The 20,900-nt window shown below is 31.3% G+C and carries 21 protein-coding genes, 1 tRNA gene and 2 pseudogenes; 15 read left to right on the forward strand and 9 right to left on the reverse strand.

Going from position 1 to position 20,900, the window contains the following annotated elements:
- From BGS43_RS07765 to BGS43_RS07775, 3 genes and pseudogenes are all read left to right on the forward strand, one after another.
- Positions 1–294 (forward strand): annotated as a pseudogene (locus BGS43_RS07765) (hypothetical protein); the annotation flags it as partial.
- 2 nt (positions 295–296) lie between these two features.
- Complete coding sequence (locus tag BGS43_RS07770) at positions 297–830, forward strand: pentapeptide repeat-containing protein (RefSeq protein ID WP_096569357.1); 534 nt, start codon at positions 297–299, stop codon at positions 828–830.
- Position 831: 1 nt separating this feature from the next.
- The gene (locus BGS43_RS07775; protein WP_096569361.1) at positions 832–1,071 is read left to right on the forward strand and encodes a helix-turn-helix domain-containing protein; all 240 of its coding nucleotides are present in this window, start codon (positions 832–834) and stop codon (positions 1,069–1,071) included.
- On the opposite strand, the gene BGS43_RS07780 is transcribed toward BGS43_RS07775, so the two are convergent.
- The 3 genes from BGS43_RS07780 to BGS43_RS07790 all read right to left on the reverse strand — a co-directional run bounded on the left by BGS43_RS07780 (position 998) and on the right by BGS43_RS07790 (position 2,875).
- Entirely contained in the window at positions 998–2,197 is a 1,200-nt protein-coding gene (locus tag BGS43_RS07780; RefSeq protein WP_057043641.1) for a tyrosine-type recombinase/integrase, read from the reverse strand. The genes BGS43_RS07775 and BGS43_RS07780 overlap by 74 nt on opposite strands.
- A gap of 198 nt (positions 2,198–2,395) precedes the next feature.
- Positions 2,396–2,481 (reverse strand) — tRNA-Leu (locus BGS43_RS07785).
- A 55-nt stretch (positions 2,482–2,536) separates the two neighbouring features.
- On the reverse strand, positions 2,537–2,875 hold the full coding sequence (locus BGS43_RS07790; protein ID WP_002785015.1) for a F0F1 ATP synthase subunit C: 339 nt from the start codon (positions 2,873–2,875) through the stop codon (positions 2,537–2,539).
- 244 nt (positions 2,876–3,119) lie between these two features.
- Between BGS43_RS07790 and BGS43_RS07795 the strand changes: the two genes are divergently transcribed.
- The 5 genes from BGS43_RS07795 to argH are packed head-to-tail and all read left to right on the forward strand — an operon-like array spanning position 3,120 to position 10,612.
- Complete coding sequence (locus BGS43_RS07795) at positions 3,120–4,454, forward strand: sodium-dependent transporter (RefSeq protein WP_002801418.1); 1,335 nt, start codon at positions 3,120–3,122, stop codon at positions 4,452–4,454.
- 13 nt (positions 4,455–4,467) lie between these two features.
- On the forward strand, positions 4,468–5,817 hold the full coding sequence (locus tag BGS43_RS07800) for a sodium-dependent transporter (protein WP_002801417.1): 1,350 nt from the start codon (positions 4,468–4,470) through the stop codon (positions 5,815–5,817).
- Between the two features lie 23 nt (positions 5,818–5,840).
- Positions 5,841–7,634, forward strand: coding sequence for a biotin/lipoyl-containing protein (locus BGS43_RS07805; protein WP_025398962.1), 1,794 nt, complete (start codon positions 5,841–5,843; stop codon positions 7,632–7,634).
- Positions 7,635–7,642: 8 nt separating this feature from the next.
- Positions 7,643–9,217, forward strand: a complete 1,575-nt coding sequence (pckA, locus tag BGS43_RS07810; RefSeq protein ID WP_042962982.1) for a phosphoenolpyruvate carboxykinase (ATP) — start codon at positions 7,643–7,645, stop codon at positions 9,215–9,217.
- A gap of 9 nt (positions 9,218–9,226) precedes the next feature.
- On the forward strand, positions 9,227–10,612 hold the full coding sequence (gene argH, locus BGS43_RS07815) for an argininosuccinate lyase (RefSeq protein ID WP_057044682.1): 1,386 nt from the start codon (positions 9,227–9,229) through the stop codon (positions 10,610–10,612).
- A 6-nt stretch (positions 10,613–10,618) separates the two neighbouring features.
- Here argH and ychF read toward each other — a convergent pair whose 3' ends face one another.
- The 6 genes from ychF to rpiB form a co-directional block, all read right to left on the reverse strand.
- Positions 10,619–11,722: a redox-regulated ATPase YchF gene (gene ychF / locus BGS43_RS07820; protein WP_002779614.1), complete on the reverse strand. Its 1,104-nt coding sequence runs from the start codon at positions 11,720–11,722 to the stop codon at positions 10,619–10,621.
- Positions 11,719–13,170 (reverse strand): leucyl aminopeptidase, encoded by a 1,452-nt coding sequence (locus BGS43_RS07825; RefSeq protein ID WP_002779613.1) that lies wholly within the window; start codon positions 13,168–13,170, stop codon positions 11,719–11,721. The genes ychF and BGS43_RS07825 overlap by 4 nt, the downstream gene beginning before the upstream one ends.
- A complete protein-coding gene (locus tag BGS43_RS07830; RefSeq protein ID WP_002781708.1) occupies positions 13,160–13,765 on the reverse strand; it encodes a DedA family protein in 606 nt (201 codons plus the stop codon). Before BGS43_RS07830 ends, BGS43_RS07825 begins: the two co-directional genes overlap by 11 nt.
- A 99-nt stretch (positions 13,766–13,864) precedes the next feature.
- A complete protein-coding gene (gene apt / locus BGS43_RS07835) occupies positions 13,865–14,413 on the reverse strand; it encodes an adenine phosphoribosyltransferase (RefSeq protein WP_002779611.1) in 549 nt (182 codons plus the stop codon).
- On the reverse strand, positions 14,410–14,742 hold the full coding sequence (locus BGS43_RS07840) for a hypothetical protein (RefSeq protein WP_002779610.1): 333 nt from the start codon (positions 14,740–14,742) through the stop codon (positions 14,410–14,412). The genes apt and BGS43_RS07840 overlap by 4 nt, the downstream gene beginning before the upstream one ends.
- On the reverse strand, positions 14,742–15,179 hold the full coding sequence (rpiB, locus tag BGS43_RS07845; RefSeq protein WP_002779609.1) for a ribose 5-phosphate isomerase B: 438 nt from the start codon (positions 15,177–15,179) through the stop codon (positions 14,742–14,744). The genes BGS43_RS07840 and rpiB overlap by 1 nt, the downstream gene beginning before the upstream one ends.
- 168 nt (positions 15,180–15,347) lie before the next feature.
- On the opposite strand from rpiB, the gene BGS43_RS07850 reads away from it, so the two are divergent.
- The 7 genes and pseudogenes from BGS43_RS07850 (at position 15,348) to BGS43_RS07880 (ending at position 20,853) form a co-directional block, all read left to right on the forward strand.
- The gene (locus BGS43_RS07850; RefSeq protein WP_002779608.1) at positions 15,348–15,902 is read left to right on the forward strand and encodes a CheB methylesterase domain-containing protein; all 555 of its coding nucleotides are present in this window, start codon (positions 15,348–15,350) and stop codon (positions 15,900–15,902) included.
- Between the two features lie 12 nt (positions 15,903–15,914).
- On the forward strand, positions 15,915–16,703 hold the full coding sequence (locus tag BGS43_RS07855; RefSeq protein ID WP_002779607.1) for a CheR family methyltransferase: 789 nt from the start codon (positions 15,915–15,917) through the stop codon (positions 16,701–16,703).
- A gap of 162 nt (positions 16,704–16,865) precedes the next feature.
- Complete coding sequence (locus BGS43_RS07860) at positions 16,866–17,594, forward strand: amino acid ABC transporter ATP-binding protein (RefSeq protein WP_002794500.1); 729 nt, start codon at positions 16,866–16,868, stop codon at positions 17,592–17,594.
- Positions 17,595–17,618: 24 nt separating this feature from the next.
- Positions 17,619–18,399: pseudogene (gene peb1A / locus BGS43_RS07865) on the forward strand (bifunctional adhesin/ABC transporter aspartate/glutamate-binding protein PEB1a).
- A 1-nt stretch (position 18,400) separates the two neighbouring features.
- Positions 18,401–19,153 (forward strand): amino acid ABC transporter permease, encoded by a 753-nt coding sequence (locus tag BGS43_RS07870; RefSeq protein ID WP_002779604.1) that lies wholly within the window; start codon positions 18,401–18,403, stop codon positions 19,151–19,153.
- Between the two features lie 10 nt (positions 19,154–19,163).
- Entirely contained in the window at positions 19,164–19,823 is a 660-nt protein-coding gene (locus tag BGS43_RS07875) for an amino acid ABC transporter permease (protein ID WP_002779603.1), read from the forward strand.
- A gap of 100 nt (positions 19,824–19,923) precedes the next feature.
- On the forward strand, positions 19,924–20,853 hold the full coding sequence (locus BGS43_RS07880; RefSeq protein WP_057032655.1) for a ribose-phosphate pyrophosphokinase: 930 nt from the start codon (positions 19,924–19,926) through the stop codon (positions 20,851–20,853).
- Positions 20,854–20,900 lie beyond the last annotated feature (47 nt).

Raw genomic sequence — 20,900 nt, forward strand, 5'->3', positions numbered from 1 at the left:
CAAAAGGAACATTATGAAAACAAAATCAAAGCCCTTAAATACGACTTAGAAAAGAAAAAGGAGTTGAGTTTTAAAAGAAAACTTAGCAAGGAAGAATTACTAGAGCTTAGAAAAATACTAGCCCGTGATTATGGAATGATTTGCATAAAAGAATGGGAAATGAGTTTAGTTGCCGAAAAAATAGGAAAAGATACTGTTTTTGAAGCTGTTGTTAAGAAGCTTGAAAAAGAGCTTGATTATTGGAAAAATTATGAAAAATACGAAGAAAAATGGAAAAAAATATTAAGGAGATGAAAATGGGAATTTTAAAAAGACTTGATGAAACTATCATTATCGAAGATGATAGACAAAGTGAAAAAGAATTAGTTGAGTATTGCATTTTAGAACGTATTTCTTTAAATGATGCAAACTTAGAAAATCTAAATTTAAGTGGTTTGGATTTTGATAATGTATTTATAAATGGTGCTAGTTTTAAAAACGCTAATTTAAATGATATTTCAAGCAAGAATGCATCTTTTATAGATTGCGATTTTAGTGGAGCAAGTTTCTATTTTTGTAATTTTTTAAGAACAGAATTTGAAAATTGTATATTTGAAAATGTAAGTCTTAGGGACTGTATAGGAGATATGAAAAATATCTTTAGTATTGTCGTGGATACCTATGTTGTGACTTTTACAAAAACTATGATGAATTTAGGTTGTAATACTAAAACAATAAAAGAATGGCGTAATTTAAGCGTTGATGATTTAGAAGATGAAGAACAGAAATGGCTTTGGAATTATTACAAGGATACTATTTTTGAAATTATAGATAAAAGATTAGGAGTTTAAAATGGTTAGATTAGATATCGGAGATTACTACACAAGAAAAGAAGTTGAAAATCTTTTAAAAGTAAAAGAGCCTATAGTTCACAAATACGCCAAACAAGGCAAATTTAGAGAGTTTAAACAACATAGAAATTGTTCGGGATTGTATCCTAAACAAGATATTGAAAATTTTATAAAAAAATATTTCGGACTTGTTGATTTAGATCAGCAATCTCATCAAGATAATCTCCCCACCACTGCATAAGGATAGCTTTTTCCTTTAAATTTAAAGCATGATTATATGCAGATTTAATCTTATTTTTTTCTACATGCGCTAAACACAATTCTATAATATCGCTACTCATTTGGTGTTTATTTCTATTTTCATGGGCTAGGGTGCTAAACATAGCACGAAAGCCATGCGGTGTAAAATCATCATTAGAGTAGCCCATTCTTCTAAACATGGATCTAATTGTGTTATCGCTTATAATTTCACTTTTACTTCTTAAACTATAAAATAAATAGCCCTTATTAATACTCATCTCTTTGTATTTTTTAAGCATATATACACATTGAGAATTTAAAGGTATAGTATGTGCTCTTTTCATCTTCATATCTTCTTGCGGTATGTACCAAATACCATTTTCCAAATCAATATCTTCCCATTTTGCACTTCTTATACTAAAACTTCTTTGTGCAGTTAATAAAGAAAACATTGCTGCAATTTTTACACTAATATATCCCTTATAATCAATTATATTATCTACTAATGCTTTAATTTCTTTAGTTTCTAACAAGGTGGCATGATTTTTACTTGCTTTATTTATAAGCAATTCTTTTCTATTTAGATTTGCCATGGGGTTACTTTTAATATATTCTTTTATAACACCATGTCTAAAAATTTCATTTAAAAGAGTAAAGAACTTATCGGCACCTTCTCTTATATTTTCTTTTCTAAATTTTTCAAAACTTTTTAAAATATCCTTGATTTGCAATTTATCTAATATAATTTCTCCATAAATTCCAAAAGCAAATCTTTGTAAATAACTCATATAGCTTTTGTAGGTTTTTTCGCTTAATTCAAGTTTTTTAAGATCCATTTTTTCCAATGCTAATTCTTTAAATGTTATTTCATACTTTTCTCTTATACTGTCATTTTCAGCTAAATTTACTTTTAGATTATCTCTTTGTTTTCTAGCGTTAGCAAGATTGAGGGTAGGGTATTCTCCTAGAGTTATTCTTTTGTATCTTAAAGTTTTAGGACATTTATAATTAAATATAAAAGTTTTCTTACCGCTTGGATAAATACAAAGAAGTAGGTTGTCAAAATCAGCAATATAGTATTTTTTGTCTTTAGCTTTTAAGGCTTTTATTTTGGTATCGTTTAGCACTTTTATTCCTTTAGGTCAATAAAGTCAATAGCAAATTTTAGCTAGGTCAATAACAAAGTCAATAAAAAATATCTGCAAGTATAATCAATTAAAATAAATTAAAAATAATCTAAAGCAATTAGATATCTACGAAAAGCCTATTTTATAGATAATTAAAAAGAAGTAAAAAAAATTGAAAAAAGCTAAAAGAAGTATAAATGGTGCGGTTAGCGAGATTTGAACTCGCACACGCGGAGCGCACCACCCCCTCAAGATGGCGTGTCTACCAATTCCACCATAACCGCAAATTTTAGAATTAAAGAAATAAAAAGCCCTACTTAAAATAGAGCTTTTTTAAGATTAAGCAAAAACTATAAAAGGATTTGCATAAAGTGCTATAAGAGCAATTACAAGAGCGTAAATAACTTGCGCTTCTATCATTGCCAATGCAATAAACATTGTTGTCATTAATTTTGGCCCAAGTCCTGGGTTTCTAGCTGTTCCTGCTATAGTAGCCGCTGCAGTATTACCCATACCGATAGCACCACCTAGTGCAGCAACGCCAAGTCCTAAACCTGCCGCTAAAACAGAAAACGCTTTGATCCATACATTGATAGCTTCTTGTTCAACAGGTGCATTAGCTTCAGCTGCGAAAGCAGTTGCTGCAAGAGCTAAAAATAGAAAAAAGATTTTTTTCATTTTTGTAACCTTTCTTTAAAATTTATAGAGAGTTTTAATGTTTTAATTTTAAACCAGTTCGGCTTGCGTATCCCTACTTAAGATTTAAAATTAAGTTGAAAATATATCAAAAATTATCTTTAATTTTATTGAAATTTACTAAATTTCACATTTTTAAAGTATTTTTATTACTTTCATTAAAGATTAAAACTTTTTTTGCTTTAATAATACTTTAAAATAATTTTTTAATACAAGGTTGTAAATTTTGAACTCTAAATTTTCGAAAATAGGTTTTATTTTAGCAGTTGCCGGTTCAGCTGTGGGCTTAGGAAATGCTTGGAAATTTCCTACTTTGGTAGGACAAAGCGGCGGTTCTGCTTTTATATTGCTTTATATTATTTTAACTTTGGGTGTAGGTTTTGTTATTTTTCTAGCCGAGCTTAGTATAGGAAAGATTAGTGAAAAAGATCCTGTGAATGCTTATGAAAAACTTGCTCCTTCAAATAAAAAAGCTTGGTCTTATGCAGGTTTTACTATGATAGGAGCAATTTTAATCGTTTCTTTTTATGCTTTAGTAATTGGCTGGATACTTAAATATGCATATTTAAGTATTAGCGGAAATTTATATCCCGATCTTAATACAAGTTCTGCTGAATTTGGAAAATTAATTTCAAGCGATTTTGTAAGCCAATTTGTATGTTTTACCTTGATTTTTTTAATTGTTTTTTACACAGTATCTAAGGGTGTAAAAAATGGCATTGAAAAACTAAATGTTTGGATGATGCCAGCTTTATTTATCTTACTTGTTTTGATGCTTATTTATGCAATGACTAAAGATGGTTTTATGATGGCGGTTGAATTTCTTTTCGTGCCTGATTTTTCTAAGATTAGTACTTCTAATGTGCTTGAGGCTTTAGGACTTGCTTTTTTTAGTTTATCTTTGGGGGTAGGGACTATTATCACTTATTCGGCAAGTTTACCTGAGCGTACAAATTTTATTACCAGCACTCTAAATATCATTTTTATCAATCTTTTAATCGGACTTTTAATGGGTTTAGTCGTTTTTACCTTTATCTTTGAGTTTGGTTTTGATGCAAGCAAAGAGGGTCCAGGTCTGATTTTTGTTTCTTTGGCGACTTTATTTCAAAAACTTGGAGCTATAGGACATATTTTAGGAGCAGCTTTTTTTATATCTTTGATTTTTGCAGGTATTACTTCAGCAGTTTCAATGATAGAGCCTTTTGCTTTTTACTTAATTAATAGCTTTGGAATGAGCCGTAAAAAAGCTTTAATTTTGATAGGAATTATAGTTTATACTTTAGGAATTTTGTGTATTTTGTCTTCTTTGGATTCAACTGCATTTAAAATTTTTGGTCTTAGTGTTTTTGATCTTTTAGACACTTTATCAAGTAAAATTATTATGCCTTTGGGTGGAATTTTAGCTGCTATTTTTGTGGGTTTTGTGATCAAAAAAGAAGCTTTGCAAATTTTATTTGGTCCTTATATGAAGGGTATATTTTTTGAACTTTGGTATATCTTTTTAAGATTTATTTCGCCTTTGGCGGTTATTGTTGTTATGATTAGTGCTTTTTTAAAGTAAAATCGGATTAAAAATGAGAACATATTTTTCAAAAATAGGTTTCATTTTAGCTGTTGCAGGCGGGGCTGTAGGTTTGGGAAATGCTTGGAAATTTCCAACCCTAAGTGCTGAAAATGGCGGTTTTGTTTTTGTTCTTTTGTATTTATTTTTTACTCTTAGTATAGGGTTTAGTATCTTTTTAGCTGAAGTATCAATGGGGCGTTTAAGTAGAAGTGATTTGGCAAATGCTTACTATACTCTTGCAAAAAGTCATGCCAGAAAATGGCGTTATGGTGGAATTTTCACCTTAGGTGGAATTTTTGTTCTTTCTTTTTATTTGGTAATTATGGGTTGGGTTTTAAAATATGCCTTGACTAGTCTTTATTATTTACCTAAAAATTTAGAGCAAGCAGGAAGTGATTTTTCTACTTTAATCAGTGCTGATTTAAGCAATTCTATTTTATTTTTTTCTTTATCTTTTTTTCTTACTTTATTGATTGTGTCTAAGGGTTTAATAAAAGGCATTGAAAGACTGAATGTGGTTATAATGCCAAGTCTTTTTATCATGCTTATTTTTATGCTACTTTATTGTATGAGTTTTCAAAATGGTTTTAAGCAAGCTTTTTCTTATCTTTTTTATCCTGATTTTTCAAATTTTAAATTAAGTTCTATTGCTGAAGCTTTAGGGCTTGCTTTTTTTACATTATGTTTAGGAATAGGCTGTATAGTGACTTATTCTGCGGCTTTAAGCAAAAAAATAAATTTTATCAAAAGTTCTATTTTTATAGTTTTGATTAATCTTCTTATCTCATTTATCATGGGGCTTATAGTTTTTACTTTTATATTTGAATTTGAGGCAAATCCAAATATAAAAGGTCCAGGAATAGTATTTGTATCTTTGATGAGTTTATTTAATGAGCTTGGAATTTTAGGTTATGTTTTAGCCTTTTGTTTTTTCTTGGCACTTTTTTTCGCAGGTATTACTTCTGCGGTTTCAATGATAGAGCCTCTGACTTTCTATGTGGTTAATAATTATAAAATTTCTCGTATTAAAGCTTTATCATTTATAGGTTTTATCGTTTTTGTATTGGGAATTTGTTGTATTTTATCTTTAAATATTCATTTTTCTAGTTTTTTTAATTTTTTTGGAAAAGATTTTTTTACTCTTTTAGATAAGGTGACTTCTAATATATTACTTCCCCTAGGGGCGATTGTAAGTTCTATATTTGTAGGTTTTTTTGTGGATAAAAAGCGAATTTATAAAATATTTTCCAAATTTGTAAATCGTCAAATATTTACAATTTGGCTATTTTTTATTCGTTTTATATCACCTATAGCAATTATTTGCATAATGTGTTATCAAATTTTTGTTAAAATTTCTTAATTATTTCATATCAAGGAAAATAAATGGCTAAAAAATTTATAGATGTTATGGATACAAGTTTTAGAGATGGTTTTCAATCTGTTTACGGGGCTAGAGTCTTAATGCAAGATTTTTTTCCAGCAGTGGAAGCAGCTAAAGAAGCAGGGATAACTCATTTTGAATTTGGAGGTGGAGCAAGGTTTCAAAGCCTTTATTTTTACCTTAATGAAGATGCTTTTGAAATGATGGATAAATTCCGTTCGATTGTTGGAAAAGATGCGAATTTGCAAACTTTAGCAAGAGGTGTAAATACTGTTACTTTGGATACAGGAAGTAAAGAGCTTATTGATTTACATGCCAAGCTTTTTGCTAAGCATGGCACTACAACAATTAGAAATTTTGATGCTTTAAACGATGTAAATAATCTTAAATTCAGTGGAGAATGTATTAAAAAATACGGCTTAAAACATGAAATCACAATTACTTTGATGGATTTACCACCAAATTGTCAAAGTGCCCACGATGTACCATTTTATGAAAGAATATTAAAAGAAATTTTAGCTGCTGAAATTCCTTTTGATAGTATTTGTTTTAAGGATGCTAGCGGAACTTCAAATCCAAATAAAATTTATGAAACCATTAAAATGGCTAGAAAAAATTTACCACAAGATGTGCATATAAGACTTCATACACATGAAACTGCAGGAGTGAGTATAGCTTGTTATTTAGCAGCATTGGAAGCCGGGGTTGATGGTATAGATTTAGCAGCAGCTCCTGTGAGTGGGGGTACTTCACAGCCTGATATTTTAACTATGATGCATGCTTTAAAAGGTAAAAATTATGATTTGGGTGGATTAGAAGAAGAAAAGATTTTAAAATACGAAGCAGTTTTAAGAGATTCTTTAAAAGAGTATTTTTTACCGCCTGAAGCTACAATGGTAAGTCCTTTAATCCCATTCTCTCCTATGCCAGGAGGAGCTTTAACTGCTAATACTCAAATGATGAGGGATAATAATATACTCGATAAATTCCCAGAAGTTATTCATGCTATGCGTGAAGTTGTGGAAAAAGGTGGTTTTGGAACTTCTGTAACTCCTGTTTCTCAATTTTATTTTCAACAAGCTTTTAACAATGTCATGTTTGGACCTTGGGAAAAAATTGCTGAAGGTTATGGAAAAATGGTATTGGGATATTTTGGAAAAACTCCTGTTGAGCCTGATGCTGAAGTTAAAAAACTTGCAGCTAAACAGCTAAATTTAGAGCCCACTACAGAACTTGCTATCGATATAGCGGATAAGGATGAAACCAAAAGTATAGCTTATGTTAAGAGTTTACTTGAAAAAGAGAGCATAGCAGTAAGCGAGGAAAATATTTTCATTGCAGCAGCTTGTAAAGAAAAAGGTATAGCGTATTTAAAAGGTGAAGCTAAAGTTAATGTGCGCAAGAATGTGTCTGTGCCAAAACAAAATTCTACTGGTATTGATGAGAATAAATTTACAGTTTCAGTTAATGGAAACAAATATCATGTAGAAGTAAGTGCAGGCTTTGATAAAGATGTAAATATTAAAAGTATTCACAAAGCAGATACTCAAGAAGATATAATGCAAGATGCGGATTCAAGCGAAGGTATACAAGCTGGAATTTCGGGTAATGTATTTAAAATTTATATTAATGAAGGTGAAGAGGTAAAATCGGGTCAAGTTGTTATGATTTTAGAAGCTATGAAAATGGAGATAGAGGTTAGTGCACCAAAAGATGGTATAATAGAAAAAATTTGTGTCAAGACGGGTGATAGTGTTAGCGAAAATAATTTAGTCGCAATATATAAAAATAATTGAGGTTTTAAATGAAGAAATTTGAAAATTTAGGTTTGGAAAATATAAAAAAAGTTTATCATAATTTAAGTTTTGATGAACTCTATGAACATGAGAAAAAGAATGAAGAGGGGCAATGCACGGATAATGGAACTTTTGCTGTAGATACGGGAATTTTTACAGGAAGAAGTCCAAAGGATAAATATTTTGTAAAACAAGACCCTTCTAGCAAGTATATAGCTTGGGGTAAAGTCAATCAAGCAATCACTAAAGAACTTTTTGATGAGCTTTTAATGAAGGCTAGAAAAGAATTAAGCAATAAAGAAATTTATGTGCAAGATGTTTTTTGCGGCGCTTCTTTGAAAAGTCGTAAGGCTATAAGATTTGTAACTGAAATTGCATGGCAAGCACATTTTGTAAAAAATATGTTCATTCGTCCTAATGATAAAGAGCTTGATGAATTTAAAACCGATTTTATCGTTTATAATGCATGCAAATGTGTCAATAAAGACTATGAAAAGAATGGTTTAAATTCTGAAGTTTTTGTGATTTTTAACATAGAAGAAAATATTGCAGTTATTGGCGGAACTTGGTATGGCGGCGAGATGAAAAAAGGAATTTTTTCCATGATGAATTATTGGCTACCTCTTGAAAATAAGCTTTCTATGCATTGTAGTGCAAATGTTGGTGAAAAAGGCGATGTTGCACTTTTCTTTGGCCTGAGTGGCACTGGAAAAACAACTCTTTCTACCGATCCAAAAAGAAAGCTTATAGGCGATGACGAGCATGGATGGGATGATGAAGGAGTGTTTAACTTCGAGGGTGGATGTTATGCAAAAACTATCAATCTTGATCCTGAGAGTGAACCTGAAATTTATGGAGCGATTAAGAGAAATGCACTTTTGGAAAATGTGGTTTTAAGAAGTGATAAGAGCGTAGATTATAGCGATGCTTCAAAGACTGAAAATACTAGAGTTTCTTATCCTATAGAACATATAGAAAATCATGAACCAAGCTTAAAAGCAGGTCATCCAAAAAATATTATTTTTCTAAGTGCAGATGCTTTTGGAATTTTACCTCCTGTAAGCAAACTTAGCAAAGAGCAGGCTATGTATTATTTTTTAAGTGGTTATACAGCAAAAGTAGCTGGAACAGAAAGAGGGATTACAGAGCCTCAAGCTACTTTTTCAGCTTGCTTTGGCGAGCCTTTTATGCCTTTGCATCCAACAGTTTATGCAAGATTGCTTGGAGAAAAAATTGACAAACATGAAGTAAATGTTTATCTTGTTAATACAGGCTGGAGCGGTGGAAGCTATGGCGTAGGCAAAAGAATGAGTATAAAGGCTACTAGAGCTTGCATTAATGCTATTTTAGATGGAAGTATTACACAGTGTGAATTTGAAAATTTTGATGTATTTAATTTAGCTATTCCTAAAACTTTAGCTGGTGTGGAAAGCTCTCTTTTAAATCCTATCAATACTTGGAAAGATAAGGATGAATTTATCGCCACTAGAAATAAATTGGCAAAAATGTTCAGCGATAATTTCAAACGCTATGAAGATGTCAAAGAGGGTGTAGAATACAGTCAGTTTGGACCTAAAATTTAAGGCGCATTGATGAAAAATGAGATGTGGTCAGGACGCTTTAGCGAAGGAAGCAACGAACTCTTAAAAGAATTTAATGCAAGTTTAAATATAGATAGAGCTTTGTATGTGGAAGACATACAGGGTTCTATTGCTCATGCTACCATGCTTGAAAATTGCGGAATCTTAAAAAAAGATGAGCTAGAGGCTATTGTAAAAGGTTTAGAGCAGGTTAGAGTCGAGATAGAGCAAAATCGCTTTGTTTTCAATATAGAAGATGAAGACATTCATATGGCTATAGAAAAGCGTTTAAGTGAGCTTATAGGAAGTGAAATAGGTGGAAGACTTCACACAGCTCGCAGTCGCAATGATCAGGTTGCAACTGATTTTAAATTATTTACCAAAAAGTCTCATTTAGAACTTATAATGCTTTTAAAAGAACTTATCCAAACTCTACTTTCTCATGCTAGAACGCATAAAAGAACTATTATGCCAAGCTTTACGCATTTGCAACATGCACAACCTATAAGTTTTTCTTTTTATATCTTAAGCTATGCTTTTATGTTTATGCGTGATATCAAGCGTTTGCAAAATAGTTTAGAGCTTGCGGATTTTTCTCCGCTAGGTTCTTGTGCTTGTGCGGGAACTAGCTATGCAACAAATCGCAATCTTAGCGCTCAAATTTTAGGCTTTAAAGATATTATGCCAAATGCCATGGATGGAGTGAGTGATAGGGATTTTGCGCTTGATTTACTTTATGATATAGCAGTGATTTTTACACACACTTCAAGACTTTGCGAAGAGATGATTTTATTTTCTGCTTCAGAATTTGGATTTTTAACCATAAGCGATAGTTTTTCAACAGGAAGTTCTATCATGCCACAGAAAAAAAATCCCGATGTTTGCGAACTTATACGCGGAAAAACAGGGCGTGTTTATGGAAATTTGATTTCTCTTTTAACGATTATGAAGGCACTTCCTTTAGCTTACAATAAAGACATGCAAGAAGATAAAGAAGGACTTTTTGATAGCGTTAAAACAGCAAAAGATAGTTTGATTATTTTAAATGCTATGTTAAAAGAAGTAAAAATCAATGAAGAAAATATGTTAAAATCTTGCAAAAAAGGGCATTTGTTGGCTACAGATTTGGCAGATTATTTAGTGCGAGAAAAAAATATTCCTTTTAGAAAAGCGCATTTTATAGTCGGTAATGTGGTCGCACAAGCTGAAAAACAAGGGATTGATATAAGTGATATCGAAGATCTTTCAAAAATAGATCCTATCTTTGATGAAAAAGCGATGAAATTGCTTGATTTTGAAAATTCTTTAAATTCTAAACAAAGTGAAGGTTCAAGCTCAGTTGCTAGTGTAGAAAAACAAATTCAAATTTTAGAAAAATTTCTTGAATGTTTAGGCTAATTTTGCCTAAACATTAAATCTAAAGTGCATCACATCGCCATCTAAGACGATATAATCTTTTCCTTCAAGACGCAATTTTCCCGCCTCTTTAGCGCCATTTTCTCCTTTGTAGGTGATAAAATCTTCATAAGAAATCACTTCTGCTTTGATAAAACCTTTTTCAAAATCATTATGAATCACGCTAGCAGCTTTTGGAGCTTTCCAGCCTTTTTTAATAGTCCAAGAACGCACTTCTAAAACTCCTGCTGTAAAATAGCTTATGAGTCCAAGTTTAGAAAAAGCAGTGCGTATGATTTGATCAAGCCCACTTTCATTTACACCTAAAGAGCTTAGAAATTCAGCACTTTCCTCATTACTTAAGCCAACTAATTCTTCTTCTATCTTAGCACAAAGCTTGATAACTTCGTGATTGTTCTTATTAGCATAGTCTTTTAAAATTTTTACATACTCGTTATCTTCGCTAATACCATTTTCATCAACATTTGCCCCATAAATCACTTCTTTGGCAGAAAGAAGTCTTAGCTCTTTATTTAAAGCTTGAAAAATCTCATCTTCTTTTTGCAAATAGGTGCTAGCTGGAAGACCTTTATTTAAATGTTCAAGCAAAGAATTTGCCATTTCTAGACTTTCTTTTGCACCTTTGGTATTTGCTCTAGCTTCTTTATTGAGTTTTTCTATTTTTTTACCAAGCTGTTCTATATCTGCTAAAATAAGCTCTGTATTAATGATCTCAACATCCCTTAAAGGATCAACGCCTCCTTCAACATGGGTGATGTTTTCTTCATCAAAACATCGCACAATGTGTAAAATTACTTCTGTTTCACGTATATTGGAGAGAAACTTATTTCCCAATCCCTCGCCCTTGCTCGCACCTTTTACAAGCCCTGCAATATCTACAAATTCTATCAATGAATGCATAATTCTTTCAGGTTTTACAATTTTGGCAAGTTCATTTAATCTTAGATCAGGAACTTCAACCATAGCCTTATTAGGTTCTATGGTACAAAAGGGATAATTTGCACTTTGTGCATTTTGTGCCTTGGTTAAGGCATTAAAAGTAGTTGATTTTCCAACATTTGGAAGACCTACTATACCGACGCTTAAACTCATTTATTTTTCCTTAAAAGATGAATTAAAAAATTAACACACATTCTAACTCCTGTTCCACCCGCACCAAAGCTATTATAGCCCCAAGATTTTTCTATGTAAGCAGGTCCTGCTATGTCAAGGTGGAGCCATTTATCTTTATATTCTTTGCGTATGAATTTATCTAAAAATAACCCAGCTGTAATTGCACCACCATAACGACTAGAAGCAGAATTACTAACATCAGCAATATTTGACTTTATAAGTTCTTTTAAATGCGGGTTAAAGTGTAGTATAGTTGTATATTCTCCACTTTTTTTAGAGCTTAAATAAAATTCATTTTGCAATTCTTCATTATTTCCCATAATACCACTTGTAAATTCCCCAAGCCCCACAACGCAAGCTCCTGTAAGAGTCGCCATATCAATGAGTAAATCAGGTTTTAAATCCTGAGCATAAGATAAACAATCAGCTAAAACCAAACGCCCTTCAGCATCGGTATTTCTTACTTCTATACTCACGCCTTCGCGCGAAATTAAAACATCATCTGGTTTATAAGCGTTTCCACCTATCATATTTTCAGTTGCACCTAAGATGCAATGTACTTCTAATTCCAAAGCGAGCTCGGCAACCGCTTTAATAATTCCCATCGCAGCCGCAGCTCCGCTTTTATCCGCTTTCATAGTAAGCATATAATCAGCAGGTTTTAGGCTCAAGCCACCACTATCGTAAGTTAAGCCTTTGCCTACAAATACTATACACTTTTTAGCATTTTTAGCTTTATAGCTAAGGTGGATCAGACGCGGCGGATGAGCAGAAGCACGATTGACAGCTAAGAATGCATTCATTTTTTCTTTAGCAAGAAATTTTTCATCGTAAATTTTGCATGTGATATTTTTATTTTTTTTAGCTAAATTTTGAGCATCTTCTGCCATTTTTAAAGGAGTATAAATTTCAGGAATTTCATTAACTATATCTTTGGCAAAATTTGTCGCATTGGCTAGAATTTCACCGCGTAAAAGACCTATTTTTGCTTCATCGAGATTAAATTTTTTAGCATTTAGTTCTTCGGCAGAAATTATAAATTTTTCTAAAGTGCTTTCTTTTTTTTCGCTTTTGTATTTATCAAATTTATAAGCTCCAAAAAGCACACCCTCAACCAAAGAAGTAAAACTTCTCACAACGCAATCACCTAATATGCTAGGAAGTTTTACGCTTTTAATGTTTAATTTTTCTAAATTTTTATAAGCAGTGTAAAGTGCTAATCTTATATCCTCATAATTTAAACTTTTAAGTTCTATAAATAATCTTTTATTGTTTAAATCGAGTAAAATTCCCTCGCCTGTATAGTTATTTAATTTAAAAAAATCTTTTTCATTTGTGAATGGTTTTAGATTTTTATCTTGTATAAAAACAAGTTCAAAATCTGCTTTTATACCATGAATTTTTTTATCACTTAATTCAAATATCATTTTTTTTCCTTTTTTCTTTAAGTATAGCTTTTTCAATTTGTTTAAAGGTGAAAACAAGTAAAGATAAAAAACATATTATCATAATAGCAGCTAAATACCAATGATTTTTAGCCCAGGTTAAAAAATTCTGGATTAAATTACCAAAATGCCAAGCTAAAAGTATGGTAATAGCAGCCCAAACCCAAGCGCTAAGAAGATTGATAATGGCAAATTTTTTAGCACTATAACGCGTAATACCTATGCTCATAGGGATTACAGTTCTAAAACCATACATATAGCGTTGTATAAAAATAATAGGCCAACCAAAACGCTGTAAAAGTAAGTGCGCTACGGCGAATTTACGCCTTTGCGAACGGAGTTTCTTTTGAATATAGCGTTTGTTATATCTTCCTATATAAAAATAAATTTGATCCCCAACAAAGCCACCCAAGCCAGCTATAAATATAGCTAATACTACATGCATTTTTCCATCATGGGCTGCAAGTCCAGCAAAAATAAGTCCAAGCTCACCTTCTAAAATACTCCAGCAAAAAAGTATTAAGTAGCCCCAAGTTTCAACATGTTCATTCCAAATTCTTATAATAAATTCTTCCAAGGAGAAATCATTTTTAACCAAACCATGAATCACATAAATTATTAGAGCAATTAAAACGATAAAGATAAAAAATTTAAACCATTTTCTCATCACACCCTCCTAAAATTCTAAAACACTATATACAGAACAATGCTTTTGTAATTTTTCTTCACCGCCTAAGTTTTTCAAATTCATTAAAAAACAAGCCTCGATACATTCTCCTCCTGCTTTTTTAATAAGCTCAAAAGAGGCAAGTGCTGTCCCACCTGTAGCTATAAGATCATCTACAAGCAAAATTTTTGCATTTTTTATATTTCTAAATGCATCTTGATGAATTTCTACTCTATCTGTCCCATACTCAAGTTCATACTCGCAAGAATAGGTATTTGATGGAAGTTTATTGGGTTTGCGTATAGGAACAAAAGGTAAATTTAGCTTAGCACAAATCATTGCCGCAAAAATAAAACCTCTGCTTTCAGTTCCTGCTATAAAATCTAAATTCATAGTTTGATAACGCTTACTTAAATGATCCAGTAAAAAAGATAAGGCTTTTTGATTGTTAAGTAGAGTTGTAATATCTCGAAAGATAATACCTTCTTTTGGAAAATTTGGAATAACGCGTATGCTTTCTGATAAAAATTGCTGTTCGTTTTGTGTAAGTTTTGTCATAATAATGCCTCGATTTTTGCTTCTAGCTCTTTAATTCTTTGTCTTAGTTTATCATTTTCTAAACGGTATTGAGAATTTCTTGTTCTTAGAGAAGTTAAATCCGCTTTTATTTTATTGAGCTCTTCGGTTAAAATATCGATATTCCCAAGACTGCGTTGAAGTTGAATTTGTAGTTTTCTAATGACTATTTCAGTATCATCAAGATTGTTTTTTATAAAATCTTTTGAAGTTTTTTCTTTATTAAGCAGGGTTTTATAATAAAACAACATAACAACTAGATAAATAGTAGCACAAATAAGTGCAGTTAAAATAAACCAATTTGCAAACATTAACAATCTACCTCAATTTTTTGAATTCTTTTTACATGTCTACCTTGATCAAAAGGGGTTTGAATAAAATTTTCTATCATATCGATAGCTGCATCAATGCCTATTAATCTACCTCCAAAAGCTAAAACATTTGCATCATTGTGTTTTCTAGCAAGTTTAGCACTAAGGCTTTCATTACATAAGGCACAGCGAATGTTTTTATGACGATTAGCAGCGATGGAAATTCCTATCCCTGAACCACAAATTAAAATTCCAAAGCTTTGTTCATCTATTTTAGAAGCTAACAAATGTGCATAATCTGGATAATCACAACTTGTAGGATCTTTTGTTCCAAGATCATCAAAAGGAATTTGTTTTTCTTCAAGGAAGGCGCAAATTTTTTCTTTAAGTAGAAAACCTGCGTGATCACTGGCAATATAAATTTTTTCTCTAAGCATAAAAAATCCAAAATTTAAAAATTAAAGCATCTATATTAACATAACAAATCATAAAAAAAGCTTTTTGTTTTCAAAATAAATTTAAAACTAAGCTTTATTTTTTGTATATATGTTACAATATACATTTTAAGAATTTTAATCCATTTTAACAAATAGAGGGAAAATTAAATGAAACTCCTATTGATAGGATCATCTACCGGAGGCCCTAATCAGCTGAAGTTTTTATTAAAAGATGTGGATATAAAAAATACTTGCGTAGTTATAGCTCAACATATGAGTGCAAGTTTTATACCTTCTTTTGTAAATCAGTTTAATAAAGAAGCCTTAAGCGAAGTAAGTCTTTTAAACGACAAAGAGGTTTTGGCAAATAAAATTTATATTTGTCAAAAAAATACTATTTTATCAGGAAATTTAAATCTTATGGCAAACTGGAAAGAAGTTGTCACAAGCTTTAAACCAAATGTAGATTTGTTGTTTCACTCAGCTGTACCTTTGGTAAAGACAAACAAAATTTTAGCTGTAATACTAACAGGCATGGGAGATGATGGGGCTAAGGGGTTGTTTGAATTGTATAAAGTAGGAGTTAAATGTTTGTGTGAAAATGAGGCTGATAGTATTGTATATGGTATGCCAAAAAAAGCAAAAGATATAAATCCAAAACTAAGGCCTATGAGTTTAAAAGAAATTAAACAAGAAATTTTAAATTTTATAAATGAAGAATGAGGGTTTAAATTTATGGAAGAAAAAATTAATCCTAGCGAATTAGAGCTTAATGAATTTATTAAGATTATTAATGAAATCAGCGGTATAGATTTAAATGAAAAAAGAAATATTTTAGCTTTAAAATTATCAAAATTTGTTTCAAGTACGGGTGTAAAAACCTTTGCTGAATTTTTAAGCAAACTTCAAATAAATAGACAGCTTAGACAAGACACTTTAGATTTTGTTACTATAGGGGAAACATACTTTTTAAGAGAATTGTCGCAATTAAAAGAAATTATTTTTTATGCTAAAAGTCTTGAAAAAACAGTAAATATTTTAAGTGCTCCTTGTTCTAGTGGCGAAGAGGTGTATTCTATGGCGATTTTGGGAGCTCAAAATTTCCTTAAGGATATGATGATCTTAGGAATTGATATAAATTCAAATGTCATCGAAAAAGCAAAGGTGGGTAAATATCAAGGTAGAACTTTACAGCGTTTAGGCGAAAGTGAAAAAAGAAGATTTTTCACAGATATTGGAGAGCAAACATTTAGCATTAATAAAAGCGAACTTTGTACATGTAGATTTGAATTATGTAATGTTTTTGAAGATAAATTTTTAAGACTGGGTAAATTTGATATTATTGTCTCTAGGAACATGATCATTTATTTTGACTATGATTCTAGAATTAAATTAATGGAGCGTTTTTATCAAATTTTAGCTGATAACGGTAGGTTGTATGTGGGCAATGCCGATTTGATTCCTGAAACCACATTTTTTAAGAAAGTTTTTTCACCTCGAGGTGTGTACTATGAAAAAATTTGATTATATTTTCTTAAATTTTACAAAAAGTTACACTTTTTTATATCTTCGCTAAAATAAAGTTACTATTTTTAGCTTAAATTTTGATTTTGGTGCTATAATATTGTCAATATAATAAACCCTTGTTATTATTAATTTTTAAGTTTAATCAAAAAAGGAAAGATTTTGATAGAGTTAAGAAATGTAAATAAATATTATGGAACCCATCATGTTCTTAAAAATATTAACCTTTGTGTTAAAGAAGGTGAAAAACTTGTTATCATAGGTCCTAGCGGAAGTGGAAAAAGTACTACTATTCGCTGCATGAATGGACTTGAAGAGGTGAGTTCAGGTGAAGTTGTTGTAAATAATCTTGTTTTAAATCATAAAAATAAGATTGAAATTTGTAGGAAATATTGTGCTATGGTTTTTCAACATTTCAATCTTTATCCTCATATGACTGTTTTAAAAAATTTAACTTTAGCTCCTATGAAACTTCAAAAAAAATCACGCCAAGAAGCCGAAGAAACAGCCTATCAATATCTTAAGGTGGTTGGACTTGTAGACAAGGCAAATGTTTATCCAGCCACGCTTTCGGGTGGTCAGCAACAACGTGTTGCTATCGCAAGAGCGCTATGTACTAAAAAACCTTATATCTTGTTTGATGAACCTACTTCAGCACTTGATCCTGAGACTATACAAGAAGTTTTAGATGTAATGAAAGAAATTTCTACACAAAGAAATACAACCATGGTTGTGGTAACTCATGAAATGGGTTTTGCTAAAGAAGTTGCCGATAGAATTATTTTCATGGAAGATGGTGCTATTGTGGAAGAAAATGTTCCTAGTGAGTTTTTTTCCAATCCTAAAACTGAAAGAGCAAGACTTTTTTTAGGAAAAATTCTTAAAAATTAAACCAAATTTTAAAAGGAGAGAACAATGGTTTTTAGAAATTCTTTATTAAAATTAGCAGCACTTGCTTTAGGAGCTTGTATGGCTTTTACTAGCGCAAATGCAGCTGAAGGAAAACTTGAAGCTATCAAGGCTAAAGGAGAGTTGGTTATAGGTGTAAAAAATGATGTACCACACTATGCTTTACTTGATCAAGCTACAGGCGAAATTAAAGGCTTTGAAGTTGATGTTGCTAAAATGCTTGCTAAGAGTATTTTAGGAGATGAAAATAAAGTTAAACTTATAGCAGTAAATGCTAAAACAAGAGGTCCATTACTTGATAATGGTAGCGTTGATGCGGTTATAGCAACTTTTACTATCACTCCAGAGAGAAAAAGAGTGTATAATTTTTCAGAGCCGTATTATCAAGATGCTGTAGGGCTTTTAGTTTTAAAAGAGAAAAATTATAAATCTTTAGCAGATATGAATGGTGCTACTATAGGGGTAGCTCAAGCAGCAACTACTAAAAAAGTTATCAATACTGCGGCTAAAAAAATAGGTGTTAAAGTAAAATTCAGCGAATTTCCTGATTATCCTAGCATAAAAGCAGCTTTAGATGCAAAAAGAATTGATGCGTTTTCAGTTGATAAATCTATTTTACTAGGTTATAAAGATGAGAATAATGAAATTTTACCTGATAGTTTCGATCCTCAAAGTTATGGCATAGTTACAAAAAAAAGATGATGTAAATTTTTCAAATTATGTCAATGATTTTGTAAAACAAAACAAAACTGAAATCGACGCTTTAGCTAAAAAATGGGGTTTATAAAATGAATGAGAGTGTAGGCTTTGTGGATAAATTAAGGCAACTCCTTAGTTCTTGGGGTTTGTATGATGAAAGTAGTACAAATCCTTTTGCAATTTGGAAATTTCTAGACGCTTTGGACAATGGAGATGCTTTTATTAGCGGTTTTATTTATACTTTAGAAGTGAGCATTCTTGCATTACTTATAGCGATTGTTTTTGGAACTATAGGTGGTGTGATGGCCACAAGTAAAATTAAAATCCTAAGAGCCTACACTCGAGTGTATGTTGAGCTTTTTCAAAATATTCCCTTGGTAATACAAATTTTCTTTTTATATTTTGCTTTGCCTGGCTTAGGAATTCATCTTGATATTTTTACCATCGGTGTTTTGGGTATAGGTGCTTATCATGGTGCTTATGTAAGTGAGGTAGTTAGAAGTGGAATTTTATCTGTTCCTAGAGGGCAATTCGAAGCTTCAGCCTCTCAAGGTTTTACCTATGTACAGCAAATGCGATATATTATAGTTCCACAAACTATAAAAATTATCCTGCCGCCTATGACAAATCAAATGGTAAATTTGATTAAAAATACTTCTGTATTATTGATTATAGGTGGAGCAGAGCTTATGCATTCTGCAGATAGTTATGCTGCTGACTATGGAAATTACGCACCTGCATATATTTTTGCGGCGATTTTATATTTTATCATTTGTTATCCTTTGGCATATTTTGCAAAAGTTTACGAAGACAAGCTTAAGAAAGCTCATTTAACAAGATAAGGGGTTTGGTATGGAAAATGTTTTTAATGCTCAAAATATTGAATTTTTAATGCAAGGTCTAGTCCTTACCCTTAAAATTGCCTTGGCGACTTGTATTATATCTATCATTTTTGGAACTTTTTTAGCTATTACTAAAAATTATGGAGATAGATTCAGCAGGTTATTAGCAACTTGTTACATTGATATATTTAGAAATACTCCATTGCTTTTATGGATGCTTGCTGCTTGTTTTGTTTTGCCATCATTTTTTCCACAAATGCCACAAGCTTTTTGGGGAACTATAGGATTTTCGCTATACACAAGTTCAGTTATGGCTGAGATTATACGTGGTGGTTTAAATTCTATTCCAAAAGGACAATTTGAAGCAGCTTATTCTCAAGGATTTAGTAAATTTTTTACTCTTTTTTATATTATCTTACCTCAAACGTTTAGAAAAGTTGTTCCGTCTTTACTTTCTCAAATTGTTACCACTGTAAAAGATACGGCTTATTTGGCGGGTTTACAAATAGCAGAACTGACTTATAATTCTAAAAATATTTTGGCTAGACTTACGAGTTTTGATGAAATTTTAGCTACTATAGGTTTTGTTGCTGTGATTTATTTTGCTATATGCTTTTCATTATCCATGCTTGTAAGATATTATGCTAAAAAAACCGCTTATGTTTCTTAGAAAATATGTATTTTAATTAAAAGAGAATGGAATTTACAGCATTTTTTAAATTTTATTTTATTAAAATCTTATTTTAATATTATTTAGTAAAAGGTCTTTTATGCGCGGTTATAAAATTTTTTCAGGTTCGGCTAATGTAGAATTTGCAAAACAGATTTCTAAATATCTTTCTTTGCCTTTAAGTGATGCTGGAGTAAAGCGTTTTAGCGATGGAGAAATTAGCGTTCAAATTGATGAAAGCGTACGTGGTAAAGATGTTTTCATTATCCAAAGCACCTGTGTACCTACCAATGATAATTTAATGGAGCTTTTAATCTTAACAGATGCTTTGCGACGCTCAAGTGCAAATTCTATTACAGCTATTATTCCTTATTTTGGTTATGCAAGACAAGATAGAAAAGCAAATCCAAGGGTACCTATTACTGCTAAACTTGTTGCCAATTTAATCGAAACAGCAGGGATTGATCGTGTGGCTACTATCGATCTACACGCGGGGCAAATTCAAGGTTTTTTTGATATACCTGTTGATAATCTTTATGGAAGTATAGTATTTAATGATTATATCAAAACCAAGCATTTTAAAAATGCAATTGTTGGAAGTCCTGATATAGGGGGTGTAGCAAGAGCTAGAAGTGTGGCTAAAAATTTAGGACTTGATATAGTGATAGTAGATAAAAGACGCGAAAAAGCTAATGAGAGCGAAGTTATGAATATTATCGGAGATGTTAAAGATAAAGAGGTGATTTTAGTCGATGATATTATTGATACTGCAGGTACTATTGTAAAGGCTGCTGAAGCTTTAAAAAACAAAGGTGCAAAATCCGTTATGGCTTGTTGTACTCACGCGGTTTTAAGTGGTAAAGCTTATGAAAGAATTGCTTCAGAGGCGCTCGATGAGCTTGTAGTTACTGATACCATTCCTTTAAGAGAGCAATTGCCTAATATAAAAGTTTTAAGCGTAGCTCCTGTATTTGCTGAAGTAATACGCCGCGTTTATCACAATGAAAGTGTAAATTCTCTTTTTATTTAATTTTCTATATTTTTTTTAAATATCTTATATTAATATAAAATAAATCA

Source organism: Campylobacter sp. 110 (assembly GCF_002383965.1).
GTDB classification, from domain to species: domain Bacteria; phylum Campylobacterota; class Campylobacteria; order Campylobacterales; family Campylobacteraceae; genus Campylobacter_D; species Campylobacter_D coli.